Genomic DNA, 26,181 nt, shown 5'->3' on the forward strand with positions numbered 1-26,181 from the left:
TTTTTATGAATACAATGACCTTACTGAGTGCATGTACCAAAGGCGGGATTGCTACAGTAGTAAAAATTAATGCCCAAGGACCGCTGAAACAGCGGCTTATTTCATTTGGTCTTATGAAGGGGACAGAAGTTAAAATGCTTGAATGTGCACTCAATAAAAGTACCTATGAGATCAAAATCGGGAATATGAATATTGCTCTACGTAAAGAAGAAGCCGAGTTGATTGAGGTGTCCAATGTCCGATAAAAAAATAAAAGTTGCTCTCGTAGGACAGCCTAATGTCGGCAAGAGCATGCTCATTAATTCGATCAGTAACGCACGTTTGCATGTCGGAAATTTTACCGGGGTAACCGTCGAGAAAACAGAAGTTTTATTTGAATACGGCGGATACCATTTTAGTGTTGTCGATCTGCCTGGAACGTATGCCTTTACCGATTATTCGATTGAAGAGCGGGTAACGCATGATTTTTTATGCGATGAGAGCTACGATTTGATTATCAACGTCCTCGATTCGACCAACATGGAAAAAAACCTTCAGCTCACCGCAGAGTTGATGACAATGAGTAAAAAAATGGTTATTGCTCTTAATATGAGTGATGAAGCGGATCGTGAGGGGATAGAAATCAATGCTCCTTATTTGACACAGCTGCTAGGGATTCCGTGTGTGCGCGTTTCCGCTGCGGCAAAAATCGGTCTTGATGAACTCATGAAAGCAGTGATCGGTGTGCATGAGGTTGCTTATCAAGAACAAAAACTGATCTTTAGCGAAGCGGTTGAAGAGGAGATCGTAGTCATTACAGATTATCTGAATCGACACAAATTCAAGGCATCGATTAGTAATCGTAATATTGCGATTAATTTACTCCAACAAGAGAAAAAGACTTATCGAACCCTTCATTCCAATCCGATTTGGACTGAACTTCAGCCGATGTTGATCGAAGCGGACCATCACATCTCTCTTCATCATGACAGCGATGATATCAAAGAAGTTTTTGCCGAAGAATATCTTGCTTTTAATCGCGGGGTTATCAAGGAAGCGGTGAAAGTAAAGCTTGTGGCGGTAGAGAAAAAAACAACAACAGAGAAAATCGACTCGGTTTTAATTCATCCGATATTCGGAATACCGATTTTTCTCTTTTTTATGTGGGGATTGTTCCAACTCACGTTTAAGATCGGAAGCATTCCGATGGATTGGATTGATGCTTTTTTCGGATGGCTCGGTGGGGCGATCGGTTCAACGATCACGAATAGTGAAATACGTTCCCTCATTGTAGACGGAGTGATCTCCGGGGTTGGAGCGGTTATCCTTTTCGTCCCTAATATCGTGATTTTATTTGTAGGAATAGCTTTGCTTGAATCGACGGGGTATATGTCACGTGTTGCATTTTTATTGGATGGTTTTTTCCATAAATTTGGACTTCACGGGCAGTCATTTATCCCGCTTGTATCAGGATTCGGATGTTCAATTCCGGCGTATATGTCGGCGCGTATTCTGAAAAATGACCGTGATCGGCTTTTAACACTCTTTGTCATCGGATTTATGAGCTGTGGTGCGCGTTTACCGGTGTATGTTCTCTTTACAGGAGCATTTTTCGGTCCTGAGATGGCAGGAAATGTGTTGTTCGGAATCTATATTCTTGGAGCAATGATTGGTCTTGTTGCGGCAAAAGTGTTGAAGATGACGGCGTTCAAAGGGATTGACGAACCGTTCGTTATGGAGATGCCAAAATATCGGCTCCCTTCCGTGAAACTGATATGGCATACCGTATTGACTAAAACGATGATGTATTTGAAAAAAGCGGGGACGTTTATTGCCGCTGCTTCACTTCTTGTTTGGTTTCTCAGCAGCTATCCGAAAGACAGTGCTCTTGATGCTATGTTTGGGGCAAAAATCGAAGCATCCTCGTCCGATGATGAGGTAAAAGTGCTCGAAAATCAGCTCGCCGAAGCGCAGTTGGAACAAAGCTTTTTGGGTCAAATCGGTCATGTGATAGAGCCGGTATTCGCACCTCTTGGATTTGATTGGAAAATGGCGGTTGCGTTGCAGACGGGATTGGCGGCGAAAGAGGTGGTGGTATCAACTATGGGAGTTCTTTACTCGTTGGGGAGTGATGCGACGGAGGCCGATAACTCTTTAGTCAGTGCTATCCATGATCATATCCCTTTTGCTTCAGCGGTAGCGTTTATCGTGGTTATTATGACCTATCTGCCGTGTCTGGCGGCATCCGTTGTCTTTACTCGTGAGGCGGGAGGAATTAAATATTTCGGATATTTGTTCGCTTTCACAACAATCGTCGCCTATTCGCTGGCATTTATTGCTTATCATTTGACGTTGTGGCTGAGTTAGCGCTTGTTAACCGTCCCTGCGTTACAATTAGAGTATGAGTAAAATATTAATGATAGAAGACGATCTCGAACTGGCCGAGATCCTTACCGAATTTTTAGAACAGTATGAATTTGAAGTGACGACGGAAGATGATCCGTTTAAAGCTCTCAGTATCCTCAAACTTGAAAAGTTTGATGCAGTGATTTTGGATCTAACCTTGCCGGGGATGGATGGGTTAGAGGTCTGTGAAGCAATCCGCGCACGTCAAAACATCCCGATCATTATCTCTTCGGCACGCTCCGATGTGACCGATAAGATTAATGCGCTCGAACTCGGTGCCGATGATTATCTCCCTAAACCTTATGACCCGAGAGAGCTTGTATCCCGTATCCACTCAGTATTGCGCCGATACGATGCGGCTTCGGTTGCCGCTTCCGAGATTGCATGTGATTTTAAACTCAATGAATCGGCGATGCAGATCAGTTACAAGATGCGTCCTCTCGAACTCACCAATGCTGAGTACGGTATCCTCGCACACATGATTAAAAAACAGGGAATGGTCGTCTCTCGAGAGGATTTGATTCACAATGTCAGTGCGATAAACGAAGACTCTTCGAACAAAAGTATTGATGTAATGATGGGGCGTATCCGCAACAAGCTTGGGGATAAAGCTCTCATTGAATCGATCCGTGGTATCGGTTATAAGTTATTAAAGTAAATGATCAAAAATAATGCTGTTTTAGCAACCGTTATGTTTGCCCTCGTCGTTACGGTGACGAGTGTAAGTTACACCTTTTATCAACTCTATGAGACCAATCGAGCCAAGCATATTGATAATGTTTTTGGCAAACATGCGCTTATCAGTCAAATCTACCATACCTATCTTCTAAAACAAATTTCTGAACCGATGTTTGAAGCCAATTTGGCACTGTATGATTTGGATGATATTACCGGTAAAGAGGAATATGAGGCGATTATCCGTCAAGGCAAGGTGCTCAAAAGTGACGGAACAACGGACCGTGAGATGAGCTCTTTAGAGTTTTCATACATACATCCAACGGTACAGCCTATTATTATTTCGATGATTGAGTACAAGGATAAGATTTATTTTTGGGCAGAGTCGTCTCATCATACGGTGTTGCTTGAAGATCATAGTATCCACGCGTATAATCCGATTAATCTATTGTCGGCTTACGGAACGCTGATAACGATTTTGTTGGTCTCATTTGCCCTTATTATCCATCGGCTCAGTCCTCTACGCCGCCTTCGCCGTCAAATCGCTCGATTCGGGGAAGGGGATATGGGTGTACGTTTCCGTATTAACGGCAGTGATGAAATCGCACTGATCGCCAATGAGCTTGACACTACCCAAAACAAAATTCGTTCTTTGATTGAATCACGCAATCTTTTTTTACGAAACATTATGCACGAACTTAAAACACCAATTGCCAAGGGGCGTATTGTCGCGACGATGATCGGCGATGAAAAGCAACGGGGACGATTTGAGGGGATATTTGAGCGTTTAGAGTTATTGATCGGCGAATTTGCTCTTATCGAAGAGATATCATCCGGAAATCAGTATTTGGAGAAAAAAGAGTATCGGCTTGTCGATATCATCGACGGTGCGATTGATTCGGCGATGGTAGAGTATGATTCGGTGAGCTGTCACGTCGATACGATGATAAAAATAGAAGTTGATTACCGTCTTTTTATGACGGCAGTCAAAAATTTGATTGACAATGCGATCAAATATTCCCCCGATAAAAAAATGGAGATTGCGGCGGAGGGGGGAGAAATTCTTTTTATTAATACCGGTCAACCGCTCAAAAAACCACTTTCGTATTATATTGAGCCTTTTACGAAAGATCATCCGACCAAAGACAGCTTCGGATTGGGGCTTTACATTGTCGATGCGATTTTAAAAGAGCACGGCTACGTGTTAGCGTATGAGCGGCGAGAGAATCGTAACTGCTTTATATTTGTCCCTGAAAAACCCTCCAAAAGGAACCATAAATGAAAAAAATCCTCATCAGTAATGACGACGGGTACGAATCTCCGGGGCTTTTGGCATTGATCGAAGCGTTGGATGGTTTGGGGCATATTACGGTTGTTGCCCCTTCGACTGAGAAATCGGCATGCGGTCACTCTTTGACCTTGACTCGCCCTTTGAGCTTTATCAGTGTTGGGGATGATTTTTACAAACTTGATGACGGGACACCGAGTGATTGTGTCTATCTCGCTCTTCATTCACTGTTTGAGGAGCAAAAACCTGATCTCGTTATTAGTGGAATCAACAAAGGCTCCAACATGGGTGAGGATATTACCTACTCAGGTACGGCGGCGGCGGCGATGGAGGGGGTATTGCAGGGAGTTCCGTCGATAGCAATATCGCAAGTGATGGACTTTACACAGCCTATGGGTGATTTTGCGTTGGCTAAAAATGCCATCCGAACATTGGTAACAAAAATCCTGGACGGAGAATTTCCGTTGAAGCATCGTGAGTTCTTAAATGTTAATATTCCCTACGGTGTCGAGGAGTTGCAATGGTGCGTCACCTATGCCGGATACCGCTATTATGCGAACGATGCCCATCTCCACCGTAATCCCAGAGGGATGGAATATTATTGGCTTGGGCTTCACCCGTTGGAGTTTAAAGCACGTGAACATGGGATGGGATTATGCGATTTTGAGGCAATCGAGCAGGGGATGGTCTCTCTTACCCCTATTCAGCTTGATATGAGTGCGTACGAATCGATGAAAAAATTGCAGGAGTGGCTGTGAGGCATACCCGTACGAAGCTGGTTTTCGGTGAGGAAACTTTCGAAAAACTTCAAAATGCGAATATTCTTCTTCTCGGTGTCGGCGGTGTCGGGAGTTTTTGTCTCGATTGTCTTTATCGATCCGGCGTACGACACATAACAATCATTGATTTTGACCGTTACGATCTCACGAACCAAAACCGCCAGATGCATTCCGAAGAGCATGAAGGGGAACTCAAAGTCGAAGCACTCAAAAAGCACTATCCCGAAGTGATAGCTATCGCCGAAAAGATTACCCCTGAATGGGTTGAAGCGTTTGATTTCGAACCGTATGATCTTGTCCTTGATGCGATCGACGATATGCGTGCCAAACTTTCCCTTATTCAAAAGTGTTATCCTAAACTCATTGCCTCCGTCGGTTCGGCGAAACGGCTTGACCCGACGAAGATTGAGGTGCGCTCCATTTGGAAAACCGAAGGCGATCCGTTTGCTTCTAAACTCAGAAATGAATTGCGTAAACGTAAGTTTAACGGTGATTTCAGTTGTATCTGCTCATCAGAACTTCCCCGTATTAAAGAAAAAGGGAGCTTTGTCGCAGTGACGGGAGCTTTTGGTCTTGCGATGTGTTCACTGGCATTGCGGAGAATAGGGTTTTAATCGATCACTTTGGTATAATGTTCCCACTTATTTTTGCGGAGCAAACAGTGGAACAAAAAGAACCCATGACCAAATACGGGTTTCAGCGATTAAGTGATGAGCTGAATACCCTTAAAAATGTCGATTTACCGGCGGTTAATGTCGAAATCGATCGTGCCAAAGAGTACGGAGATTTAAAAGAGAATTCCGAATACCATGCTGCGCGTGAAAAGCAGGCCTTTATCGGTACACGTATTGCAGAACTCGGAGACGTTATTTCCCGTGCCCAGATTGTCGATCCAAGCGAACTCGAACACGCTCGTGTCAGTTTCGGATCTACGGTTGTATTAAATGATCTTGATAGCGATTCAGAGGTGACGTACACGATCGTCGGCGGATGTGAAAGTAATCCTGAGCGTGGATTGATTTCGTTTAACTCTCCGCTTGCAAAACAGCTTTTAGGACGTGAGGAGGGGGATGATTTTAAAGCTCGCCTTCCGGGCGGTGAAAAGTCATTTGAAGTAGTAGAGGTCAAATATCAGGAGATCGTGTTTGAAAGCCATTAACGTCGGAATCATCGGAGTCAGCGGTTATACGGGTTTAGAACTCGTTAAAATGCTTATCAACCATCCGATTTTTGCTTTGACGTATTGTGCCAATACGGAGGGTGAAACCACTATTGCCGCATTACATCCCTCTTTAGCCGGAGTATGCGATTTGTCGGTGGATAAGGTCGATTTGGATCGTGCGTGCGCATCATGCGAACTGATTTTTTTGGCACTTCCGCATAAAACAGCGATGCAGACAGCCAAAGGGTTATTGGAACGCGGTGTCAAAGTCGTTGATCTTTCCGCGGATTACCGTCTCTCTCAGGAAAATTACGAAGCATTCTATTGTGAACACGAAGATATTGGAAACCTTTCTCATGCGATCTATTCGATTCCTGAACTTCATGGAAATATTGCAAAAGGTGCAAAACTTATTGCCAATCCGGGATGTCACGTCACCGCATCGTTGATGGCTTTGGCCCCCTTTTTGGATCATATTGATTTGATGCAGCCGATTTTTATCGATTCGAAAACAGGGGTGTCGGGTGCCGGTAAATCACCTTCTGCAGGGACACATTACGTGAATGTCAATGACAATATCAATTGTTATAACATTATCAAGCACCGCCATGCGGTTGAAATCGAGCAACATGCAAGTGATTTGTGCGGCAACGATATTCATGTCACGTTTGTCCCCTCGCTCGTTCCGATGACGCGGGGAATGCTCGCGTGTGTCTACGCAACATTGAAAACCGATTGTGACCCTTTGGCGCTTATGGAAACGTTTTATCAGAACAAGCCGTTTGTCCGTCTTCGTAATGCACCTCCGCATACCAAAATGACATCGGGAACTAATTTTGCCGATGTGTACGCTGCACGCCATGGGAATGCTCTCGTTGCGATGTGTGCAATCGACAATTTGATGCGCGGAGCGAGCTCACAAGCGCTTGTGAATGCCAACCTCATGATGGATTTGGATGAAACGCTCGGCATTCCAAAAATCGCGTATGTCCCCTAAACCTCTTCAAGCGGGTGCGATTTTAATCGCTGATGCCCACTGCGCTCCGTGGCGCACCTCTTTTATCGATTTTCTTTATTCCCTTGAATCGGGCGAGATTACGACACCGCAACTTATTTTGATGGGGGACGTGTTTGATATGCTCTACGGTCCTATACCGCGAACGTATGGTTATAACACGGAGGGGATCGATCTTCTAAACCGGTTGTCTTTGCGAATGGAGATACTCTATTTAGAGGGTAATCATGATTTTTTAATGAGTGGTCTATTTCCTAATGTGCAGGTCATTCGCCGAGAATATCAGCCTTTGCTAATGAGCTTTGAGGGGAAAAAGATTGCTCTCTCTCACGGTGACAGTAATATGGGCTGGGGTTATGAACTGTATACTGCGCTGATTCGCAGCCCTTTGGTTTTAGGGATACTCCGAAGGATCGATAATCTGGGCAAAGGTTTTATTGTTGCGTGGCTGGAAGAGCAGATGAAACGAAAAATCCATTGCCGTAGCATTGAGAATTTTCAAGGCTTGATTGAGCGACGGTTGGAATCATTAAATCTGGGTTCTGTTGATGTATTGGTCGAAGGGCATTTTCACCAAAATCAGACATTTACGCTGGATGGCTTGGATTACATCAACGTCGGCGCTTTTGCTTGCAATGAAAGATACTTTACTGTACAATCAAACCAAAATCAGCCGTTATTACACGAAGCAGTTTTTCGTAAGGAGCCCCGATGAAGGGACAAGGTGATGTTTTAAAAGTCGGCACAAATGAGATGGAATTGGTCGATTTCCGTATCTTCAAGCGCGAAGGCGATGAGATATATGAGGGGATATACGGGGTCAATGTCGCCAAAGTACGCGAAATTATCCGATTCCCGAAATTGACAGAACTTCCAGGTACACCTGCTTTTATCGAAGGAATCTTTGATTTGCGCGGTGTTGTTATCCCTGTGGTTAATTTGGCTAAATGGATGGGTGTCGAGGCTCCTGAAGAGATGGACAGAGAAGCCCGTGTTATTATTACCGAGTTTAACAATATCCTGATCGGTTTTGTCGTTCATGAAGCCAAACGGATTCGCCGTATTAACTGGAAAGATATTGAGCCGGCTTCTTTTGTATCCTCGTCAGGGGGATTGGATGGTTCTAAAATTACCGGAGTAACCCGTATTGAAGACGATGGAGTTCTTTTGATTTTGGATTTGGAAGGGGTTGTTCAAGAACTTGGCCTCTATCAACCTTCCAGAGGAAAACTTGAAGATGGAAAAAACCATTTCAGCGGCTATGTCTTGCTTCTTGATGACAGTTCAACCGCAAGACGGATTATCAAAGAAGCATTAGAACAGATGGGCTTTGATGTAATCGAAGCGACGGACGGTCAGCAAGGGCTTAAAATCTTGGAGGATCTGTATCAGGCATACGGCAACAATCTTCCTTCCAAACTGCGTCTCATCGCATCAGACATTGAGATGCCGTTGATGGATGGATTCCATTTTGCGGCCAATGTGAAAGCGGATGAACGGTTTAAGATGATTCCGATTGTATTTAACTCTTCTATTAGCGACCATTTCAGCGAAATACGCGGAAAAGAAGCAGGCGGAGAGGCTTACTTGGTCAAATTTGATTCGAATTTATTTTACGATGAAGTAGCACGTGTCGTACGTGCTCATATTCAATAGGGGTTAGGCAATGGATGAATTTGAAGAGATATTACAAGATTTTTTGGTTGAATCATTTGAACTGATCGAACAACTGGATCAGGACCTTGTCGAGTTAGAATCACGGCCGGATGATTTGGAATTACTTAATCGTATCTTCAGGGTTGCCCATACGATTAAAGGGGCCAGTTCCTTTTTAAATTTCGATGTATTGACCCACTTGACCCATCATATGGAAAATTTGTTGAATATGGCACGTCACGGAGACCTCGTTATTGATGCGGACGTGATGGACGTCATTCTTGAATCGATCGATTTGATGAAGGCGTTATTGGTACGCATTCGAGACAGCGGTAAAGACGGCGGAATTGAGATAAGTGCATGCGTCGAACGTTTGGACGCCGTTGCAAACGGTACGGCATTAGGTGAAACGGTTCCTGCGCCGGTAGATGTAGCCGTACCTAAAGCTGCGCCCGAACCGGTGATTGCGGTGGCTATTGCTGAAGAAGAACCTGATTATTCAGGGATGAGCGAAGCGGAAGTTGAAGCGGAAATCGAACGACTGATTGCGGTACGTCAAGCTGAAGATGCGGCAAAACGCGCACACAAAGCACCATCTGCTCCGGTAGCAGAAGAAGAGGAACCTGATTATTCAGGGATGAGCGAAGCGGAAGTTGAAGCGGAAATCGAACGTTTGATTGCTGTACGTCAGGCTGAAGATGCGGCAAAACGTGCACAAAAAAGTGCAGAACCAGAAGCACCAAAAACGGCACCAGTATCTGTATCTACGCCACAAACTGTCCCTGCACCTGTAAAAGTGGCATCGGCACCTCGAAAAGTAGAACCGAAAGAAGAGGGAGAATCTCGTGGCGGTGCTACGGTGGAACAAACCATTCGTGTTGATGTCAAACGACTTGACCATTTGATGAATCTGATCGGAGAACTCGTTTTAGGGAAAAACCGTCTAATCAAAATTAACGACGATGTCGAAGAGCGCTACGAAGGGGAAGCGTTCTTGGAAGAACTTAACCAAGTGGTTTCGATTGTTTCACTCGTAACAACCGATTTACAGATTGCCGTTATGAAAACGCGAATGCTGCCAATCGGAAAAGTATTCAATAAATTCCCTCGCATGATCCGTGACCTATCCCGTGAACTGAATAAAAAGATTGAACTAGAGATTACCGGTGAAGAGACGGAACTTGATAAATCGATCGTTGAAGAGATCGGCGACCCGTTAGTCCATATCATCCGAAACTCGTGCGACCATGGTATTGAGACACCTGATATCCGTCTTGCTGCGGGTAAAGAAGAAACGGGAACGATTCATCTCAAAGCCTATCATGAAGGGAACCATATCGTTATCCAGATTATTGATGACGGTAAAGGGCTTGATGCGGATATGCTCAAGCAAAAATCGATTGAAAAAGGGGTTGTTACCGAAAAAGAGGCTGATGCCATGTCTGAAAAAGAGGCATTCGGCCTCATTTTTCGTCCCGGATTCTCAACTGCTTCACAGGTTACCAGCGTCTCAGGACGCGGTGTCGGAATGGATGTGGTCAAGACCAATATCGAAAAGCTCAACGGGATGATCGATATTGATTCTGAGGTAGGGAAGGGGACTTCGATGAAGCTCAAAATCCCTCTTACCCTCGCGATTATTCAAGCTTTGCTTGTCGGAGTGCAGGAAGAGTATTATGCGATTCCTCTCGCATCGGTTCTTGAAACGGTTCGTATCAGTAAAGATGAAATTTACACTGTTGAGAGCCGCTCCGTTATGCGTCTTCGTGACGAAGTCCTTTCTCTCGTTCATATCGGTGATATATTTGAAGTGGAACGTGTCTTTGATAACAGTGAACATGCCTACGTCGTTGTCCTCGGACTGGCAGAGAGCAAAATCGGTCTTATCGTCGATTCGTTGGTTGGGCAAGAAGAGATCGTTATTAAATCTCTCGGCGAATACCTCAAAGGGATCGAAGGGATTGCAGGAGCAACCATTCGCGGTGATGGCGGTGTGACCTTGATCGTCGATGTTGCCGCGCTGATGCAGATGGCCAAATCGGTTAAATCGACTGTCGGTCAAGAGAGTGCTGAAGCCAAAGGGCGTTCGGGCGTTAAAAACAAACCGAGCGATTACACGGTAATGATTGTGGATGATTCCAAGACAGACCGAACGATTATGCGTAAATCGTTGGAGCCGTTAGGAATTACTCTCGTCGAGGCAACAGATGGTGTTGAAGCCCTGAACGTACTCAAACAGGGCGATTATATCTTTGATGCGATGCTTGTTGATATTGAGATGCCGCGAATGGATGGTTACAGCTTAGCTGCTGAGATCAAAAAATACAACAAATATAAAAATCTTCCGCTCATTGCCGTCACATCCCGTACCGGAAAAGCGGATCGGATGCGCGGAGTAGAGTCGGGAATGGTAGAGTATATCACCAAACCGTATTCACCGGAATATCTGATGAATGTCGTCAAACGCAATATCAAGTTTAACGAGGGACTATAACCATGAGTGAAAAACTTCAACAAATTATCAACAAACAGCATAGAGCTCTCTCAGGGGATGACACTAAGATCGATGAAGTAATTCAACTGGTTGGATTTATCGTCGGCGATGAAGAATTCTCGGTACCTATTTTGAGTATCCAAGAGATTATTAAACCGATTTCTTGGACACGTGTCCCACAAACACCTGCTTATATTTTAGGGGTATTTAATCTTCGCGGTTCGGTTATTCCGTTGATCGATTTACGTTCACGTTTCGGATTGGAAACGATGAAGCATACCGAAGAGACTCGATTTATCGTAATGAAAAATGGGGATGATGTTGCCGGGTTCGTGATTGATCGTCTAACCGAAGCCATTCGCTTGCCAAAACGCGATGTTGGTCCGGCACCGGATACGATAAATGAAGCGGAGAGTATGATTGACGGAGTTGGTAAACAAGCTGATCGCATCATTACCATCCTTAAAGTCGGTAAATTACTTGAGCGAAATTTTTAATTAAATATCATTTATGGCACAATATCGCCATGAATGAAACACACTTTTTAAACCGCCGCCAAAAACTCTTTGACCTCATGGACGAAGGTGTGGCGATCATCACCTCTGCACTTACTCAAAGCCGCTCGAATGACACCGAATACCCTTACCGTCAAAACAGCGATTTTTATTATCTTTGCGGGTTGAATGAAGACAACTCTGTTTTAGTGTTGATTAAAACTCCCGAATTTACGAAAACGATCCTCTTTGTCGAAGCGTACAACGCCGAGTCCGCATTGTGGAATGGTGCACGTTTGGGGGTTGATGGTGCACGTGAGTGTTTCAAAGTAGATGAAGTGCATGACAACACCGAATATATAGGTATGATTAAAGAGCTTTTGCGGGAGCATATCAATCTTTATATCGATTTATACAGTGATTCTGTAAGCCTTATCGAAGCGAAAAATGCCGCACAGTCTCTACACAGTACACGCGGTGTCAAACGCCATATTCGCTCCATCCGAGACATCACCTATCTGATCCGAACCTTACGCCTTATTAAATCCGACGATGAGATTGAGTTGATTAAAAAAGCGATTGCTATTACTGCTGAGGCACACCATAGTGCAATGCGAGAGTGCCGTGCAGGGATGAGAGAATATCAGCTTCAAGCCGCCATGAGTTATATTTTTCTCAATAATGGTGCATCGAGTGAAGCTTATGGTGCAATTGTAGCCGGTGGTAATAATGCCAATACACTTCATTACGTTGATAACCGCGATACTCTTAACGATGGGGATTTGGTACTGATCGATGCCGCGTGCGAGTGGGAACTTTATGCAAGCGATATTACCCGCACCTTTCCCGTCAACGGAAAATTTAGTGATGCACAGCGAGAGGTTTACAATGCCGTCCTTGATGTTCAGCTCTGTGTTATCGAAGCGATCAAACCGGGGGTTAAACGCGACTGGCTTCAAACTTACAGTGAAGAACTCCTTTGTGATGCCTTGATAGAATTGGGGATTTTGAGCGGCGAACGAAATAGCCTTATAGAAGCCAAAGAGCACAAAAAATACGCTCCGCACGGGATAGGGCACTGGATGGGGCTGGATGTTCATGATCCGTGTCCGTACGTGGACGAAGAGGGTGCGTCGTTAGCGTTTATGGCGGGGATGGTGATGACGATCGAACCGGGGCTCTATTTCCGCATCGATGATGAGAGTGTACCTGAACGTTATCGCGGCATCGGTATCCGTATCGAGGATAATATTCTCGTTACCGAAGAGGGGTATGAGAATCTTTCGGCGATGATTGCCAAGAGTGTGGAGGAGATAGAGGGGATGTGTAATCAATGATTCTAGGAGTCATTTATGTATTTTGTTTTTTAGTTATTGGAATTTTTTCAAATGGAGCGTTTTATTCCACGATTTCCATTTTTAACATAATTTTCTTTGGAGGGTTGTTGCTTGATGATGTATATAAAAGCAAAGCCTCTTGGATAAAGAACATAAAATTTATTGTAGTTGTAGGGTTTAGCCTTACTTTTCTTTTAAGCTTTACTGGATTTTGTTTTGAAAGAATGCAATATATATCACAAAAGGATATGTATCTTCACCCTATGTCTAGGATAGTTAGTGAACTTGCAGAACATGGTTTAGCAAAGAAAAAATTTGTTGAAACTCAAAGTGGTAGAGGTTATGATTATGATGATACAGATATTCAAAAAATAGCTCAAAATGTAGATGACTTTTTAAAAAAGCATCCAGAAAATATTCACATTAATCATAATTATTCTTTTGATCAATCAGAAACTTATGATGTTTTAGTTACGTATCTGTTTTCTGAAGATGAAATAGATCAGATAAATGCATATATTACAGAAAATGGTAAAAAAGAATATAATAAAAAAATCATAGGTATTAGTTATTGGCAAAGCTATTCAGCTTGTGGACATCCGACTAATGGAATGAAAGATTATATATACGAGGATGTTCTGAAGTTTGAGAAATGAGCAAAGCTGTTCTGCGTAGATACGCGACGTTACAGCGATTGTGGAAAAACACAAAGACGATTTTTTGGAGGCGTGGAATGAATACTTTAATCAATAAGATTGAATTCGACACAAAAATTTTAGTTCACCTCGATAGCGGTGATGTTTTAAGCCTGCCGTATTCGTATACCAAACGCATCGAACAAAGCAATGTATCACAACTTTTAAATTACCATCTTATCGGTGGGGGAAGAGGTATCCATTTTGAGGATATTGATGAGGATATATCGTTGGAAGGGATTATTGACTACAAACTAAAACATGAGCTTGTTTTGTCGCATTGTGCATAGTACAAGTTTACAAAACTTCATACCCCTCTTCAATCACCCCTCTAAACTCCTCCGAAATACCATGCCAGTCCAATACATCGACCCGTACTGGAAGGGTCGATTCTTGTAACGCCTCTTTGAGACGGCTCATCGTTCGTCGATCAATCGGTGAGCCACATTTAAGGGCGATGTCGATATCGGAGTAGGGCTTTGCCGTTCCGTGGATGCGTGATCCAAATACACGGATTTCACATTCGCTAAGATGCTCGGTAATGAGTTGTTTTAAAAGGGCGAGATGTTCAGGTGATAGATCAATCATTGCGCGATTGGATGGCATCAAAAAGAGATTTTACTTCGATTAAAAATGGTTTGGCATCGGCGAATACTTCGTTGGCAGTTGTTTGATCATACGTGTGAGAGGTTTCGTTTCGGGAAGAGTGAAACCCCATCCATAACTCGACATCGTTAATCAGACGATTTTCAGCGGCAACACGAAACAACTCACGGCGCGTCACACCATCCACATAAGCGCTCCCCACATGATTTTCGATCCACCGTTTCATCATTTTCCATGATTGCTCATAGCATACTTCGAAATTTTGGATCACTCCTGAGCGGATACTCTCACGAATATCGTTTGAGAGTTCAAGTGTAGTTGCATCTTCATCTGCTTGGAGAGATCGTTCCAGTGCTTCGATTGCTTTTAAAAAATTGGTGAGGACAAGTGCCATCGGTTTCCTTGAAAATCTACTGTAATGATTTTAGGGTTATGCCACTTAATTATAGCTATAACTCCAACCATTGAGGCCGTCTTTCGCCTCTTTAAACCCTTCCGAATCCCCTAAAAAATCGATAATATGCAACAATGTCCACGGAATACTGTTCGCTTCGGCGTCATCGACGATGTGTTTAGGCATAGGGGTCTCTTGGGTTGTCATAGCAAAAGCGATCCGTTCACGGTTGCTCAACACATGACTGGTGGCAGTGATTCCCAGTTCGCGGCAGAATTTTTCCAAAATTAGCGGTTTCACTTCATCAGGAATAATATCGGACGTATTGAGAATAATGGTGAAATGGATCGGGAGTTCATCCGCCATCATCGACGGGGATGCCATCAGGATGTAGTCGACCTTTTCGAGGAGTTTTGTAATCTCTCCTGATGAGAGGTAGCTGTGAACTTTGAGTGCTTGCATTTCCTGCATTAGACTTTTCCTTCGAGTATTTTAGTGATAAGCGAGGTCATACCGAGGTGGAGATTATAGTTAGTTACCGGAAAATCGACCATCTCGTTTTCGAGATTGACACTGTAACCGCTGAGATACTTTCCCAAAATTTCTAAATCGATTGACTGGTAGGAATCGGTATCGATTTTAGTCCGAAGAAGTTTTCCCTCATCGTTACTTCTTGCGAGGGTAAAGGCAAGGGTTCTGAGACTCAGTAAATCACACCATCGTATAAAGAGGGCAGGAGAGAGCTCGGAATAAGGATTTCCTTCGGGATCAAAGAGAAGGTTTTGTTCTCGCAGAGGAATAAGTACGCTTAAAACAGCCTCGCAAAAGGGGAGACTTTTTTGTCGCCAAAAGGGAGCTTCATCGCTTCGATCGAGTGCGGTTGAAATTGCTCCGAGTATTGCTGAGGATTCAGTAGTGCGAAGCAGTGTATCCATAGTGTGAAGAATCATTTACCGCTCCTTTTTTGGGTCTAACTTTAACCTTTTTTGTATAATACATACATTAACAAAATTTGTCTCATTTATGAGATAAGATTCAGTGTCATAGTGCTTAACGGAGCTAAAGAGATTCTATTCCTTTGGCGTTTATAATAGATAAAAGGAGTTTTTAATGGATAAAGGATGGTTAACGAATGGCATTTCCCTCGGATTGGTGGGATTATCGTATACCGTAGACGGTATGGAGGCAAATATATTGCGCAGTGCCGGACTGTTTGCCCTCTCGGGTGCCGTGACAAATCAGCTTGCTATTCACATGCTCTTTGAAAAAGTACCATTTTTATACGGTTCGGGAATCATCCTTGATCGGTTTGAATCGATCCGCGAAGCGTTAAAAAAACTTATTATGGAGCAGTTCTTCACTCCTGAAAAAATTGAAAGTTTTGTTCAGTCTCAAGAACGGACGATAGATCTCTCTCCCATCATCGAACAAACCGATTTTACCCCTGCGTACAATGCTTTGGTCCGAAGTGTCATGGATTCATCTTTAGGTGGTATGATAGGGATGTTCGGAGGCGAAGCGATGATTGCAAAACTCAAAGAGCCGTTTTTGGAAAAGATCAAACTCTCTACGATCGAGATTTCTCAAAGCGAATCGTTTATGAATGCACTCAATACGCATTTGCATCAGGGAAGTTCCCATTTAGCAAGTACAATCGATCAGATTGTGGAATCGCGTCTTGCCGAGTTAACGCCGGTGATGATTAAAGAGATGCTTTTTGGACTCATGAAAGAGCATTTAGGATGGCTGGTCGTATGGGGTGGTGTATTCGGTGGAGCGATAGGAATTATGTCGGCTTTCTTGATTTAAAAGATTTTACTCAAAAGACTTGACAACAAGTGACTCAAAGTATTATAATTCTTGCAACTCAATAAGGAGAATTTTATGTCAAACAATATTTTTGAAAAACTAACCCATCAAATGACCGAGATGATCGAATCGTCGATCTCTCTAGCCTTACACAATAAAAACAGCGAAGTTGAACCGATCCATTTTTTATGGGCGTTACTGGCCAACAGTAACTCTCCTCTCAATCAGGCATTGATGAAAATGAATGTCGATAAAACGGCGATAGAACTGGATGTTAAAAGTGCCGCGAAAAAACTATCCAGCGCTTCACACGTTACCAAAGAGAGTATTCGTCTGTCACGGGAATTTGTCCGTGCATTGGAACACGGTTCCGCTGAAATGGCGGTGAACGGTGATCAGTTTATCGCTATTGATACCTTTTTGCTTGCGAATCTGAACAAAACTCCCTTCAAAGAAATTCTTGAAAAGTATCTCAATATCTTTGAACTACGCAAAACATTTGAAGCAATGCGCGCAGGGCAAAAAATCGAGTCTCAAACGGCGGACGAGACATTGGAAAGTCTTGCAAAATACGGGATTGATTTAACTAAAGAAGCGATTGATGGGAAACTCTCTCCGGTGATCGGTCGGGATGAAGAGATTTCTCGTATGATGCAGATTTTGATCCGTAAAACCAAAAATAATCCGATTCTTCTCGGTGAACCTGGCGTAGGTAAAACAGCTTTGGTAGAGGGATTGGCACAACGTATCGTCAACAAAGAGGTACCCCTGAGTCTTCAAAATAAGAGGGTTATAACCCTTGATATGAGCGCCCTGATCGCGGGGGCAAAATACCGAGGTGAGTTCGAAGATCGTCTCAAAGCGGTAATCGATGAGGTGAAAAAGTCAGCCAATATCATCCTATTTATCGATGAAATTCACACGATCGTCGGTGCAGGAGCATCGGAAGGGTCAATGGATGCTGCCAATATCCTCAAACCGGCATTGGCTCGCGGAGAGTTACACACGATCGGTGCGACAACGCTCAAAGAATATCGTAAATATTTCGAAAAAGATGCCGCGTTACAACGCCGTTTTCAACCGGTCAATGTGGATGAACCGAGTGTCAACCAATCATTACAAATCCTCCGTGGTTTGAAAGAACGTCTCGAAGCACACCATAATGTTACCATTACCGATTCGGCACTGGTAGCTGCGGCGAAGCTCTCCGATCGTTACATCAATGATCGTTTTCTGCCGGACAAAGCGATCGATTTGATCGACGAGGCGGCGGCAGAACTTAAAATGCAGATTGAATCGGAGCCCAACGCTCTTGCGAGTGTAAAACGACGTCAAACCAACTTGCAGGTTGAACAAGAAGCGCTCAAGATGGAAGAGAGTGTTGCTAATACGAAACGTCTTGAAGAGATTAAGCGTGAGTTAGCCGATGTTGCAGAAGAACGCCGTGCTCTGGATGGGCAATTTTCGCATGAAAAAGAGGTCTTTAATTACATGGCGAAGCTCAAAGGGGAGTTGGAGTCGAAACGCCGTGAAGCAGAAGTAGCCAAGCAAAATGCCGATTTTAATAAGGCTGCTGAGATCGAATACGGACAAATTCCGAAACTTTTCGAAGAGGAAAAGGTTCTTCAAGAGAAGTGGAAAGGGATGATGGCTGCTGGAACACTGCTTAAAAACAGTGTTGATGAAGCTTCTATCGCCGGAATCGTAAGCCGCTGGACAAAAATTCCGGTGAATAAAATGCTCCAAAGCGAAAAAGAGAAGATTCTCCACATCGAGGACGAACTAAATCGTGATGTCGTTGGGCAAGAGAAAGCGACCCACGCGGTAGCCCGTGCGATCAAACGGAACAAAGCGGGTCTTTCCGATAAGAGCCGTCCGATCGGATCGTTCCTCTTTTTAGGACCTACGGGTGTCGGAAAAACGCAAACGGCGAAAACATTGGCGAAATTCCTTTTCGACAGCAGTGAATCGATGATCCGTATCGATATGTCCGAATACATGGAAAAACATGCCGTTTCCCGTCTCGTCGGCGCTCCTCCGGGATATGTCGGATTTGATGAGGGGGGACAGCTCACCGAAGCGGTACGCCGCAAGCCTTACAGTGTCATCTTGTTTGATGAGGTGGAAAAAGCCCATCCTGATGTCTTTAATGTATTGCTTCAGGTACTTGATGACGGACGTCTGACTGATAATAAAGGGGTAGTGGTCGATTTCACCAATACGATCATTATTTTGACCTCTAACATCGCTAGCGATAAGATTATGGCGCATCATGGGGAGAGCGGACTCGAAGCAATGGTGCTTGGTGAACTCAAACAGCATTTTAAACCGGAGTTTTTGAACCGTTTGGATGATGTGGTAGTCTTTAATCCATTAGGGGAAGCGCAAATCCTCAGCATCGTCGATCTTTTCTTTAAAGATATCGCAGCAAAAGTGGAAGAGAGAGATATTACCCTTACCATCACCGATAGTGCAAAACGATACATCGCAAGTGCGGGATTCGATCCGGTGTACGGTGCTCGACCACTTAAACGGGCATTGTATGAGATTATCGAAGACCGTCTCGCTGATTTGATCCTTGGCGGAGAGGTTGAAGAGGGTGCTTCAGTAGCTTTTGATGCTGTTGGAGATGAGGTTACCGTAACTGTGGCATAATCGCGTTTATGAAAACGATTGCATTACTCTTTATATTATTGTTACCGCTATGGGGATGTACGGGAGATTGTATGACTTGCCATCCTGCATTGCTTAAAAATATCGATACCGATAAACGGCACAAACCGATGACGACGTGCATCAAATGTCACAGTGCCGACCCTGCTAAAATGGGTGATTGCGGAAGTGACTGTTTCGCCTGTCATCCGATTGCGAAGATTGAGGGGGCAAGGGTTGCCGAACATGCAGTAATACGTGAATGTCGTGATTGTCATATGAAACTCAAACCCTCCATCCCAATTGATTTGGGGCCAAAAGGGCAATCAAATCAGATGATTCTCAGGGACTTTTTGAAGCCTTAAGCGTAAATAGGCTCGAAAAGTTTATCGAATCCGTCAATGATTTTTTGCATCAATTTTTGAGCCTCATCGATCATTTTTTCAGTGCTTTTTGTCTCTTTGACTGCGTTATCAAAGAGATCAACTACCCCTTTTTTCGCATAATTTTTGACATTTTCATCACTGTTTTTCAGATTACCTATAAGTTTTGTCACATCCGACGCCACTTTATTGATTGGTGAAGTTTGGTTTTGATCTTCAAGCTCTTTCATGAATTTATCGATATAGGGTTGTGCTTTTTTCATAAATGCGTTGATCTCTTTCTGATCTTGTTCACTGATGCCATTACTGTCGAGGTTGAATGAAAATGCCTGCAATGAAGAAAAAGAAAACGATTGTTCTTTGGTTGTATCGGTTGTTTTCTCACTGAGAGAAAGTGACTGGGAATTTTCAAAATTGAGCGAAAGAGTATCGCCGCTGCTCGTTTTCATTTGAATATTCAGTTCATGAGAACGGTATGCATCAAGTGAGGATGTACTAATCATAATTGCACCTTTGCAGTTTAGTATGTTAGTGACAATATCGGACATTTTCGAGATTGTTTTAACAAGCTTTTACGAAGCTTAACCGACCTTTAAGTAAAAATTGTCTATTATTGCGTGCTAAAAATTTCTAAAGGGAATGGCTTATGAAAAGAACATACCAACCGCATAATACGCCACGTAAACGTACCCACGGTTTCCGTGCACGTATGGCGACAAAAAACGGCCGTCGAGTATTGAACGCTCGTCGTGCTAAGGGTAGAAAACGATTGGCTGTCTAAATAGCTTCTCGATGCTAAAGCTCCACAGTGAGTTTCAGCGTGTTTATCAACGCGGGAAAAATGCGCACAGCACTTCAATCGCGTTGTTTTATCTCCCCTTAGCGGGAGAAAAAAAAGTTGGATATACGGCCAGTAAAAAAGTCGGAAATGCAGTAGTGAGAAATCGGTGTAAAAGACGTCTTCGGGCTCTTTTTAACGAGTTTTCACCCAATGCACAAGACGGATGGTACGTTTTTGTCGCCAAGAAAGGGTTATTTGACAACTCTTTCGATACAGTGCGACGCGACTGCAAATATGTTTTAAAACGGACGGGTGCCATGACTGGATCAGGTGATGATAAGAATCTTCTTTCTTAAGCTCCTGTGGCTTTATCGGCACTCTTTCTCTTTGGTGACACGCGGTGCGTGTCGTCACTATCCTTCATGCTCCGAATATGCTCTATGGCAGTTTGAGCGTAATACCCTCCCACGCGCATTCTTATCCACTTTTTTACGAATTTTACGGTGCAATCAGCTTTTTTCCGGCGGTATCGATTATCCGATTATCGGCAAACCGATGATAAAACCCTCCGAACTCTCCATAAATACGATAAAATACTGGTTTGTTCCATATCAACAGAATTATTTTCTGATCAAAAATTTTAAGTTTAAAGGGTCACAGTGCTAGAAAAGTTTACTCCCAATCAGCGACTCATCGTTGCCGTCGCTTTATCTTTTGCCTTTTTTATAGGTTATACCACGCTCGTTCCACCAAAATCATCTGTTAACGAATCCAATGTTACTAAAGCAAACACAGTAAAAGAAAGCGTATCACAGAGTGCTGTAGTGACAAAACAATCTGATAGTACCCCTGCGGCTGCTACAGAGATGAAAACAACGAAAACCGATACGCTTACCACAGTTTCTGCAAAAGAGTTCACCCTCAAAATTGATACTCTTGGACGGATTGGATCGGTCATCCTGAGTGATAAAAAACATAATGGAAAAGACGGTAAATTATCCGAATTGGTTGCGCCGGAAGGTGCCAAACCGATTCAAATCCGATTTGCCGATCAAGCATTGAATGAAGCAGCGGCAAAAGTCCCTTATACGAGTGATGCGAGTAATATCGCTTTAGGTGAGAACGGTAAATCAACCGTTGTATTGACACAAAACCTTCCGGAATTGACTGTTACAAAAACATTGACGTTTTACGCAGACGGCCATTATGATGCAAAAATAGCGCTCTCCAATGAAAAACGTTATTTCGTTTACCTCGGGCAACATCCGCAAATTATAGAGCAGATGATGACCGTTGTCGGTGGGATGGTCTACTCCGGAGATAAACTTACGACAATTTTCAAAGACGGCGATGTTGAAGGACAATCACTTTTTACCGATGTCCATTTCGTTTCTGCATTTGATCAATATTATGCAAGTATGATGTACGGATTTGACAAATCGACCCAAGTGACGATTGAACGTGATGCCAAAAGCAATGCGGTTACTTATTTGGAAGGGAATACTAACTTTACCTTTAACGGGTATATCGGTCCTAAAGAGTATAAAACACTTGAAGCAATCAATCCTGTTTTGGTCAATGCAATCGAATACGGCTGGTTTACGTTTGTTGCCGCTCCGATTTTTAAAATCTTAATGTGGTTGCATGGAATGATCGGAAACTGGGGTTGGTCAATCATTGCATTAACCATTTTAATTCGTGTATTTCTCTACCCTTTGACTCACAAAGGGATGGTTTCGATGCAGAAAATTAAAGAGATTGCTCCACGAATCAAAGAAGTTCAGGAAAAATATAAAGGGGATCCGGCACGTATGAATGCTGCGGTCATGGAGATGTATAAAAAACATGGAGCTAATCCATTGGGCGGGTGTTTACCACTTGTATTACAAATTCCAGTCTTTTTTGCAATCTATCGAGTTCTTCTTAACGCAGTTGAACTGCAAGGTGCTCCGTGGGTACTGTGGGTAACTGATCTATCCCGTATGGATCCGTATTACATTCTCCCTATTTTGATGGGTGCAACGATGTATTATCAACAAAAAATTACTCCGAGCAATTTCACCGATCCATTGCAGGAGAAAATCTTTAAATTCTTGCCGGTTATTTTCACGTTCTTCTTCTTCACATTCCCAGCTGGGCTTGTGTTGTACTGGTTTGTGAATAATATTTTCTCGATCGCACAGCAGTTTATGGTTAATAAACAGTTTGAAGCGGCGCGTGCAATGCGTCATGAAACTCATCTTGCGGAAAAGCATCATGAAAAAGATTGAAGCACCTACCTTAGAACTGGCATATGCCAAAGCGGCCGCTGAGTTTGGGTGTTCTGTAACCCTACTTCAAGTGGAGATTGTCCAATTCCCTTCCAAAGGGGTATTGGGGCTCTTTAAAAAATCGGCAATCATTATTGCCAATCTTCCTCATGCAAATGTCAATATTCCTGCATCTGCTACAACAGCTGCACCTGCAATAGAAAGTGATGAATCTTTTGTTGCTGAAGACGATGTTGCGATTGTTGCACCATCATCGATTGAACCTGAAGAATTGGTTTTAGGAGATGAATTTTACGAGCAAGCGGATGATTTTGAAGAAGCTGGGGAGATGGAGGGTGATTTTTATGAACTCTCTGCCCAAGAGTGTGCCGATGAAGTCAAAGAACAGATCAATATCCTTTTTAAAGATATTTGTTTTGATATCAATGATATCGACGTCAGTGTTTACGATGAGAATACCTTGCTGGTCGAGTTCACCGGTGCTGATGCTGCATTGATGATTGGCAAAGAGGGGTATCGTTACAAAGCACTCTCCTATATGTTGTTCAATTGGATCAATGCAGTTTACGGGATGCAGTTGCGTCTTGAAATCGCAGAATTTTTGAAAAATCAGGAAGAGTCGATTTCCCGTTATTTGATCAATGTGTGTGATATCATCGATCAAGAGGGACGCGCACAGACGAAAGTCTTGGATGGTGTACTAGTCCAAATAGCCCTTAAACAGCTCCGTGATCGTTATCCTGATCGTTATGTGGCTATCCGTTCTACCCGTGATGGCGGCAAATTTATCGTCATTAACAGCTATCACGAATATTGATGAACGACACGATTGCCGCTATCGCCACCGCTAACGGTGTCGGTTCTATCTCGATTCTCCGTCTTAGCGGGGATCGTTCTCACTCAATTGCTTTAAAACTTACCCAAAAAACAGAGCTTCAGCCACGTCATGCAACATTAACTTCTTTGCATCATAATGACGGGACACTCATCGATGAAGCGATCGTGATCTATTTCCAATCACCGCGAAGTTTTACTGGTGAAGAGGTTGTTGAATTCCAATGTCACGGCGGTTATGTCGTAGCCGAGTCGCTGTTACGTGCTGTTCTTTTTGAAGGGGCACGTTTAGCTGAACCGGGTGAATTCAGTAAACGGGCTTTTTTAAACGGGCGCCTCGATCTGACCCAAGCCGAAGCAACTGCAGCATTGATCGAAGCCAAAAGCGACGATGCCGCACGAATTTTAGCCCGTCAGATGAAGGGAGAATTGCGCGGTTATATCGAGGGAATTCGTGATTCGCTTCTTGAAATCTTGGCGTACTCAGAAGTGGTGATCGATTATGCTGAAGAGGATTTGCCTCAAGATGTCGTAGAGCAGATCGAAGTGAAGCTGGAAAAGATAAAACATACCCTCTCTCGTACCCTCGAATCAAGCCGACGACGCAGTGGATTGATGCAGGGATTTCGGGTTGCTATCATCGGTAAACCCAATGTCGGGAAAAGTTCCCTTCTTAACGCGTTACTTGATTATGAACGTGCCATAGTCAGCGACATTGCAGGTACTACCCGTGACACGATCGAAGAACAGGTACGTATTGGTACTCATCTGATCCGTTTGGTCGATACGGCGGGGATACGTAACGCTCACGATGAGATTGAACGAATCGGGATAGAGCGCTCCATTTCAGCTATTGAAAATGCCGATGTGGTGATTGCTCTGTTTGATTCTTCGCGTGAGATCGATGGAGAAGATCGTGCTATTATCGATTTGATCGAACGTTACCGCGAAGAGAAACCGTTTATCTGCATTTTGAACAAATCGGATTTGCCGGAATGTTTTGAATCAACCGTGATTAGTGAATACGCTCCGATACGGTTGAGTTGTAAACAGGAAATGCAATCGTTGATTACTACTTTGAGTTCTCTCATGGATTATGAAAACGACGGTGAGGAGATGATGTTGATCTCTCAACGTCAGATCAGTGCAACCGAGAAAGCCGTTCTCTCTATCGATGAAGCGTATGAGCCTCTTCGTGATGGTGAATTAGAGTTTTTCTCCTTTCACATCAATGCCGCGATCCGAGCTGTCGCTTCAATCAGCCGTCCGTATGAACTCGATGAGATGTTCGACAAAATGTTCGGACAGTTTTGTTTGGGGAAATGATGGGAACTATTATCGCAATCGACTTAGGCTTAAAACGGATCGGATTAGCACTGAGTGCGGGATCGGGAATCGTCACACCGCTTCCGGCGGTAGAGCGCAAAAACCGTAACCAAGCCGCCAACGATGTCAAAAAAGTGTTAAACGAATATGAAGCAACAACGGTTGTGGTTGGTATCCCGATGGGAAGCACGACCGAGGATGAGATGCGACGTCGTGTAGCGCATTTTATGAACCTCGTTGAATTCAGTGGCGAAATCGCCTACCAAGACGAATCTCACAGCTCCCAAGAAGCGGAAGCGCTGATGAAGGGTGAAATCCGCTACAAACGGGACGGTCGTATCGACTCTCTTTCGGCGAAGATTATTTTAGAACGGTATCTCGATCAGCTTAAGAAATAATCTTTGGCTTCTGCTTCATCGTCGGTTAGGATGGCAAAATCTTCATCATTTGCCAGTTTCTTTTGTATGGCCGTTACACAATAATCAAACCCGATCTTTCTTGCACGCTCGATATCAAATACAAATCCCAATCCGCTGAACTGATACGGCTCTTCTTGCTCAATACAGAGTAAAATCCCATCACATTGTACTTCAAACTGTTCAACAATCTCACGATAACCGATATTAAATTCGGTTGCATGCCATCCGATATCTTCCAGTGTTTTATCCGAGAATTCGGCGATTCCATCACCTGTTGTATCATCGTAGAGTGCGCGTTTTTGGTTATATCCGATAATGTTTTGCCATGCACCGGAGGCTTTGATCAAAATACGATCGTCATCTTCGACAATACGGTAGTTATCACCGAGCATTGAACTGATCGGACGGGCGAGATTAGTTGCAAGCGGTGAGAGAGGGGGGATTGAGCCTTCAAAAATCGAGATGAACGTTGCAGGGAAGGGTTCATACACGATTTCACCGTTATAGCTGATAGCAAACCGTTTTGCCGAATTGGCGGCACGTAAAAAATCATCTTTGGTAACAATAATAATCTCTTTAAAAAGGTTAAATTTTTTCATAAAAATCCCCATTCTTTTTTGGGTGAATTGTAGCATGGGATCGTTTAGACACCCTTAGTGAACGATTTAGCATAACGGTATAAGGGTACGCTAATATATTTTTATGCAAAAGTGGGGTATAATTCGCC

31 protein-coding genes are annotated in these 26,181 nt (G+C 43.6%); 25 read left to right on the forward strand and 6 right to left on the reverse strand.

Annotated elements, in window-relative coordinates:
* Positions 1-5: 5 nt before the first annotated feature.
* The 15 genes from PHI47_RS05970 (at position 6) to PHI47_RS06040 (ending at position 14,270) form a co-directional block, all read left to right on the forward strand.
* The gene (locus PHI47_RS05970) at positions 6-245 is read left to right on the forward strand and encodes a FeoA family protein (protein ID WP_299934960.1); all 240 of its coding nucleotides are present in this window, start codon (positions 6-8) and stop codon (positions 243-245) included.
* Positions 235-2,346, forward strand: coding sequence for a ferrous iron transport protein B (gene feoB, locus PHI47_RS05975; protein ID WP_299934963.1), 2,112 nt, complete (start codon positions 235-237; stop codon positions 2,344-2,346). The genes PHI47_RS05970 and feoB overlap by 11 nt, the downstream gene beginning before the upstream one ends.
* A 34-nt stretch (positions 2,347-2,380) precedes the next feature.
* Complete coding sequence (locus PHI47_RS05980; protein WP_299934966.1) at positions 2,381-3,043, forward strand: response regulator transcription factor; 663 nt, start codon at positions 2,381-2,383, stop codon at positions 3,041-3,043.
* A complete protein-coding gene (locus PHI47_RS05985) occupies positions 3,044-4,342 on the forward strand; it encodes an ArsS family sensor histidine kinase (RefSeq protein ID WP_299934969.1) in 1,299 nt (432 codons plus the stop codon).
* Positions 4,339-5,106, forward strand: a complete 768-nt coding sequence (gene surE, locus PHI47_RS05990; protein WP_299934972.1) for a 5'/3'-nucleotidase SurE — start codon at positions 4,339-4,341, stop codon at positions 5,104-5,106. The genes PHI47_RS05985 and surE overlap by 4 nt, the downstream gene beginning before the upstream one ends.
* Positions 5,103-5,741, forward strand: a complete 639-nt coding sequence (locus PHI47_RS05995; RefSeq protein WP_299934975.1) for a tRNA threonylcarbamoyladenosine dehydratase — start codon at positions 5,103-5,105, stop codon at positions 5,739-5,741. Before surE ends, PHI47_RS05995 begins: the two co-directional genes overlap by 4 nt.
* Positions 5,742-5,788: 47 nt before the next feature.
* Complete coding sequence (greA, locus tag PHI47_RS06000) at positions 5,789-6,286, forward strand: transcription elongation factor GreA (protein ID WP_299934978.1); 498 nt, start codon at positions 5,789-5,791, stop codon at positions 6,284-6,286.
* A complete protein-coding gene (argC, locus tag PHI47_RS06005) occupies positions 6,273-7,286 on the forward strand; it encodes an N-acetyl-gamma-glutamyl-phosphate reductase (protein ID WP_299934980.1) in 1,014 nt (337 codons plus the stop codon). Before greA ends, argC begins: the two co-directional genes overlap by 14 nt.
* A complete protein-coding gene (locus tag PHI47_RS06010) occupies positions 7,246-8,019 on the forward strand; it encodes a UDP-2,3-diacylglucosamine hydrolase (RefSeq protein WP_299934983.1) in 774 nt (257 codons plus the stop codon). The genes argC and PHI47_RS06010 overlap by 41 nt, the downstream gene beginning before the upstream one ends.
* Positions 8,016-8,960, forward strand: coding sequence for a chemotaxis protein (locus tag PHI47_RS06015; protein WP_299934985.1), 945 nt, complete (start codon positions 8,016-8,018; stop codon positions 8,958-8,960). Before PHI47_RS06010 ends, PHI47_RS06015 begins: the two co-directional genes overlap by 4 nt.
* Positions 8,961-8,970: 10 nt before the next feature.
* A complete protein-coding gene (locus tag PHI47_RS06020) occupies positions 8,971-11,454 on the forward strand; it encodes a chemotaxis protein CheW (RefSeq protein WP_299934989.1) in 2,484 nt (827 codons plus the stop codon).
* A gap of 2 nt (positions 11,455-11,456) precedes the next feature.
* Positions 11,457-11,951 (forward strand): chemotaxis protein CheW, encoded by a 495-nt coding sequence (locus PHI47_RS06025; protein ID WP_299934991.1) that lies wholly within the window; start codon positions 11,457-11,459, stop codon positions 11,949-11,951.
* Between the two features lie 29 nt (positions 11,952-11,980).
* Complete coding sequence (locus PHI47_RS06030) at positions 11,981-13,285, forward strand: aminopeptidase P N-terminal domain-containing protein (RefSeq protein ID WP_299934993.1); 1,305 nt, start codon at positions 11,981-11,983, stop codon at positions 13,283-13,285.
* A complete protein-coding gene (locus tag PHI47_RS06035) occupies positions 13,282-13,941 on the forward strand; it encodes a hypothetical protein (protein WP_299934996.1) in 660 nt (219 codons plus the stop codon). The genes PHI47_RS06030 and PHI47_RS06035 overlap by 4 nt, the downstream gene beginning before the upstream one ends.
* Before the next feature lie 77 nt (positions 13,942-14,018).
* Entirely contained in the window at positions 14,019-14,270 is a 252-nt protein-coding gene (locus PHI47_RS06040) for a DUF2442 domain-containing protein (RefSeq protein WP_299934999.1), read from the forward strand.
* A 7-nt stretch (positions 14,271-14,277) separates the two neighbouring features.
* Here the strand turns inward: PHI47_RS06040 and PHI47_RS06045 are convergent, their stop codons facing one another.
* Genes PHI47_RS06045 through PHI47_RS06060 form a run of 4 tightly spaced genes read right to left on the reverse strand, consistent with a single transcriptional unit; the run spans position 14,278 to position 15,930 of the window.
* Complete coding sequence (locus PHI47_RS06045) at positions 14,278-14,586, reverse strand: nucleotidyltransferase domain-containing protein (protein ID WP_299935002.1); 309 nt, start codon at positions 14,584-14,586, stop codon at positions 14,278-14,280.
* Positions 14,561-14,980: an HI0074 family nucleotidyltransferase substrate-binding subunit gene (locus PHI47_RS06050; RefSeq protein WP_299935005.1), complete on the reverse strand. Its 420-nt coding sequence runs from the start codon at positions 14,978-14,980 to the stop codon at positions 14,561-14,563. The genes PHI47_RS06045 and PHI47_RS06050 overlap by 26 nt, the downstream gene beginning before the upstream one ends.
* A 45-nt stretch (positions 14,981-15,025) precedes the next feature.
* On the reverse strand, positions 15,026-15,451 hold the full coding sequence (locus tag PHI47_RS06055) for a hypothetical protein (protein ID WP_299935008.1): 426 nt from the start codon (positions 15,449-15,451) through the stop codon (positions 15,026-15,028).
* Complete coding sequence (locus PHI47_RS06060; protein WP_299935011.1) at positions 15,451-15,930, reverse strand: hypothetical protein; 480 nt, start codon at positions 15,928-15,930, stop codon at positions 15,451-15,453. The genes PHI47_RS06055 and PHI47_RS06060 overlap by 1 nt, the downstream gene beginning before the upstream one ends.
* A gap of 160 nt (positions 15,931-16,090) precedes the next feature.
* Here PHI47_RS06060 and PHI47_RS06065 point away from each other — a divergent pair, with 160 nt between their 5' ends.
* The 3 genes from PHI47_RS06065 to PHI47_RS06075 all read left to right on the forward strand — a co-directional run bounded on the left by PHI47_RS06065 (position 16,091) and on the right by PHI47_RS06075 (position 19,806).
* Complete coding sequence (locus tag PHI47_RS06065) at positions 16,091-16,789, forward strand: DUF445 domain-containing protein (RefSeq protein ID WP_299935014.1); 699 nt, start codon at positions 16,091-16,093, stop codon at positions 16,787-16,789.
* Positions 16,790-16,864: 75 nt separating this feature from the next.
* Positions 16,865-19,444 carry an AAA family ATPase gene (locus PHI47_RS06070; RefSeq protein WP_299935017.1) on the forward strand — a complete coding sequence of 860 codons (2,580 nt, stop codon included), beginning with the start codon at positions 16,865-16,867 and terminating at the stop codon, positions 19,442-19,444.
* Positions 19,445-19,452: 8 nt separating this feature from the next.
* Positions 19,453-19,806 carry a hypothetical protein gene (locus PHI47_RS06075; protein ID WP_299935019.1) on the forward strand — a complete coding sequence of 118 codons (354 nt, stop codon included), beginning with the start codon at positions 19,453-19,455 and terminating at the stop codon, positions 19,804-19,806.
* On the opposite strand, the gene PHI47_RS06080 is transcribed toward PHI47_RS06075, so the two are convergent.
* Positions 19,803-20,327 carry a hypothetical protein gene (locus PHI47_RS06080; protein ID WP_299935021.1) on the reverse strand — a complete coding sequence of 175 codons (525 nt, stop codon included), beginning with the start codon at positions 20,325-20,327 and terminating at the stop codon, positions 19,803-19,805. The genes PHI47_RS06075 and PHI47_RS06080 overlap by 4 nt on opposite strands.
* A 143-nt stretch (positions 20,328-20,470) precedes the next feature.
* On the opposite strand from PHI47_RS06080, the gene rpmH reads away from it, so the two are divergent.
* From rpmH to ruvX, 7 genes are read left to right on the forward strand one after another with little or no spacing between them, the layout of a single operon-like run.
* Positions 20,471-20,605, forward strand: coding sequence for a 50S ribosomal protein L34 (gene rpmH / locus PHI47_RS06085; protein WP_013459438.1), 135 nt, complete (start codon positions 20,471-20,473; stop codon positions 20,603-20,605).
* A gap of 11 nt (positions 20,606-20,616) precedes the next feature.
* Positions 20,617-20,961 (forward strand): ribonuclease P protein component, encoded by a 345-nt coding sequence (gene rnpA / locus PHI47_RS06090; protein WP_299935023.1) that lies wholly within the window; start codon positions 20,617-20,619, stop codon positions 20,959-20,961.
* Complete coding sequence (gene yidD, locus PHI47_RS06095; RefSeq protein ID WP_299935025.1) at positions 20,939-21,271, forward strand: membrane protein insertion efficiency factor YidD; 333 nt, start codon at positions 20,939-20,941, stop codon at positions 21,269-21,271. The genes rnpA and yidD overlap by 23 nt, the downstream gene beginning before the upstream one ends.
* Positions 21,265-22,875 carry a membrane protein insertase YidC gene (gene yidC / locus PHI47_RS06100; RefSeq protein ID WP_299935027.1) on the forward strand — a complete coding sequence of 537 codons (1,611 nt, stop codon included), beginning with the start codon at positions 21,265-21,267 and terminating at the stop codon, positions 22,873-22,875. The genes yidD and yidC overlap by 7 nt, the downstream gene beginning before the upstream one ends.
* Positions 22,862-23,692, forward strand: a complete 831-nt coding sequence (locus PHI47_RS06105; RefSeq protein ID WP_299935030.1) for a Jag N-terminal domain-containing protein — start codon at positions 22,862-22,864, stop codon at positions 23,690-23,692. Before yidC ends, PHI47_RS06105 begins: the two co-directional genes overlap by 14 nt.
* Positions 23,686-25,035 carry a tRNA uridine-5-carboxymethylaminomethyl(34) synthesis GTPase MnmE gene (gene mnmE / locus PHI47_RS06110; RefSeq protein WP_299935350.1) on the forward strand — a complete coding sequence of 450 codons (1,350 nt, stop codon included), beginning with the start codon at positions 23,686-23,688 and terminating at the stop codon, positions 25,033-25,035. The genes PHI47_RS06105 and mnmE overlap by 7 nt, the downstream gene beginning before the upstream one ends.
* Positions 25,035-25,433 carry a Holliday junction resolvase RuvX gene (gene ruvX, locus PHI47_RS06115; protein WP_299935353.1) on the forward strand — a complete coding sequence of 133 codons (399 nt, stop codon included), beginning with the start codon at positions 25,035-25,037 and terminating at the stop codon, positions 25,431-25,433. Before mnmE ends, ruvX begins: the two co-directional genes overlap by 1 nt.
* Here ruvX and PHI47_RS06120 read toward each other — a convergent pair.
* Complete coding sequence (locus PHI47_RS06120) at positions 25,418-26,053, reverse strand: hypothetical protein (RefSeq protein WP_299935033.1); 636 nt, start codon at positions 26,051-26,053, stop codon at positions 25,418-25,420. The two genes, ruvX and PHI47_RS06120, sit on opposite strands and share 16 nt — an antisense overlap.
* Positions 26,054-26,181: the final 128 nt, after the last annotated feature.

The sequence above is a fragment of the Sulfuricurvum sp. genome (genome assembly GCF_028713855.1).
In the GTDB taxonomy this organism is placed as follows: Bacteria; Campylobacterota; Campylobacteria; order Campylobacterales; family Sulfurimonadaceae; genus Sulfuricurvum.

Bases quoted from the DNA above. Each gene is read 5' to 3' on its own strand.
- ruvX (WP_299935353.1), top strand. From the start codon at position 25,035: ATGGGAACTATTATCGCAATCGACTTAGGCTTAAAACGGATCGGATTA.
- PHI47_RS06075 (WP_299935019.1), top strand. From the start codon at position 19,453: ATGAAAACGATTGCATTACTCTTTATATTATTGTTACCGCTATGGGGA.
- PHI47_RS06010 (WP_299934983.1), top strand. From the start codon at position 7,246: ATGAAACGCTCGGCATTCCAAAAATCGCGTATGTCCCCTAAACCTCTT.
- PHI47_RS06120 (WP_299935033.1), bottom strand. From the start codon at position 26,053: ATGAAAAAATTTAACCTTTTTAAAGAGATTATTATTGTTACCAAAGAT.
- PHI47_RS06055 (WP_299935008.1), bottom strand. From the start codon at position 15,451: ATGCAGGAAATGCAAGCACTCAAAGTTCACAGCTACCTCTCATCAGGA.
- PHI47_RS06035 (WP_299934996.1), top strand. From the start codon at position 13,282: ATGATTCTAGGAGTCATTTATGTATTTTGTTTTTTAGTTATTGGAATT.
- surE (WP_299934972.1), top strand. From the start codon at position 4,339: ATGAAAAAAATCCTCATCAGTAATGACGACGGGTACGAATCTCCGGGG.
- PHI47_RS06105 (WP_299935030.1), top strand. From the start codon at position 22,862: ATGAAAAAGATTGAAGCACCTACCTTAGAACTGGCATATGCCAAAGCG.
- PHI47_RS06070 (WP_299935017.1), top strand. From the start codon at position 16,865: ATGTCAAACAATATTTTTGAAAAACTAACCCATCAAATGACCGAGATG.
- PHI47_RS06015 (WP_299934985.1), top strand. From the start codon at position 8,016: ATGAAGGGACAAGGTGATGTTTTAAAAGTCGGCACAAATGAGATGGAA.
- PHI47_RS05985 (WP_299934969.1), top strand. From the start codon at position 3,044: ATGATCAAAAATAATGCTGTTTTAGCAACCGTTATGTTTGCCCTCGTC.
- PHI47_RS06020 (WP_299934989.1), top strand. From the start codon at position 8,971: ATGGATGAATTTGAAGAGATATTACAAGATTTTTTGGTTGAATCATTT.
- yidD (WP_299935025.1), top strand. From the start codon at position 20,939: ATGATAAGAATCTTCTTTCTTAAGCTCCTGTGGCTTTATCGGCACTCT.
- PHI47_RS06040 (WP_299934999.1), top strand. From the start codon at position 14,019: ATGAATACTTTAATCAATAAGATTGAATTCGACACAAAAATTTTAGTT.
- PHI47_RS06030 (WP_299934993.1), top strand. From the start codon at position 11,981: ATGAATGAAACACACTTTTTAAACCGCCGCCAAAAACTCTTTGACCTC.
- feoB (WP_299934963.1), top strand. From the start codon at position 235: ATGTCCGATAAAAAAATAAAAGTTGCTCTCGTAGGACAGCCTAATGTC.
- rnpA (WP_299935023.1), top strand. From the start codon at position 20,617: ATGCTAAAGCTCCACAGTGAGTTTCAGCGTGTTTATCAACGCGGGAAA.
- PHI47_RS06060 (WP_299935011.1), bottom strand. From the start codon at position 15,930: ATGATTCTTCACACTATGGATACACTGCTTCGCACTACTGAATCCTCA.
- PHI47_RS06045 (WP_299935002.1), bottom strand. From the start codon at position 14,586: ATGCCATCCAATCGCGCAATGATTGATCTATCACCTGAACATCTCGCC.
- PHI47_RS05980 (WP_299934966.1), top strand. From the start codon at position 2,381: ATGAGTAAAATATTAATGATAGAAGACGATCTCGAACTGGCCGAGATC.
- PHI47_RS06050 (WP_299935005.1), bottom strand. From the start codon at position 14,980: ATGGCACTTGTCCTCACCAATTTTTTAAAAGCAATCGAAGCACTGGAA.
- PHI47_RS05970 (WP_299934960.1), top strand. From the start codon at position 6: ATGAATACAATGACCTTACTGAGTGCATGTACCAAAGGCGGGATTGCT.
- PHI47_RS06025 (WP_299934991.1), top strand. From the start codon at position 11,457: ATGAGTGAAAAACTTCAACAAATTATCAACAAACAGCATAGAGCTCTC.
- PHI47_RS06065 (WP_299935014.1), top strand. From the start codon at position 16,091: ATGGATAAAGGATGGTTAACGAATGGCATTTCCCTCGGATTGGTGGGA.
- PHI47_RS06080 (WP_299935021.1), bottom strand. From the start codon at position 20,327: ATGATTAGTACATCCTCACTTGATGCATACCGTTCTCATGAACTGAAT.
- rpmH (WP_013459438.1), top strand. From the start codon at position 20,471: ATGAAAAGAACATACCAACCGCATAATACGCCACGTAAACGTACCCAC.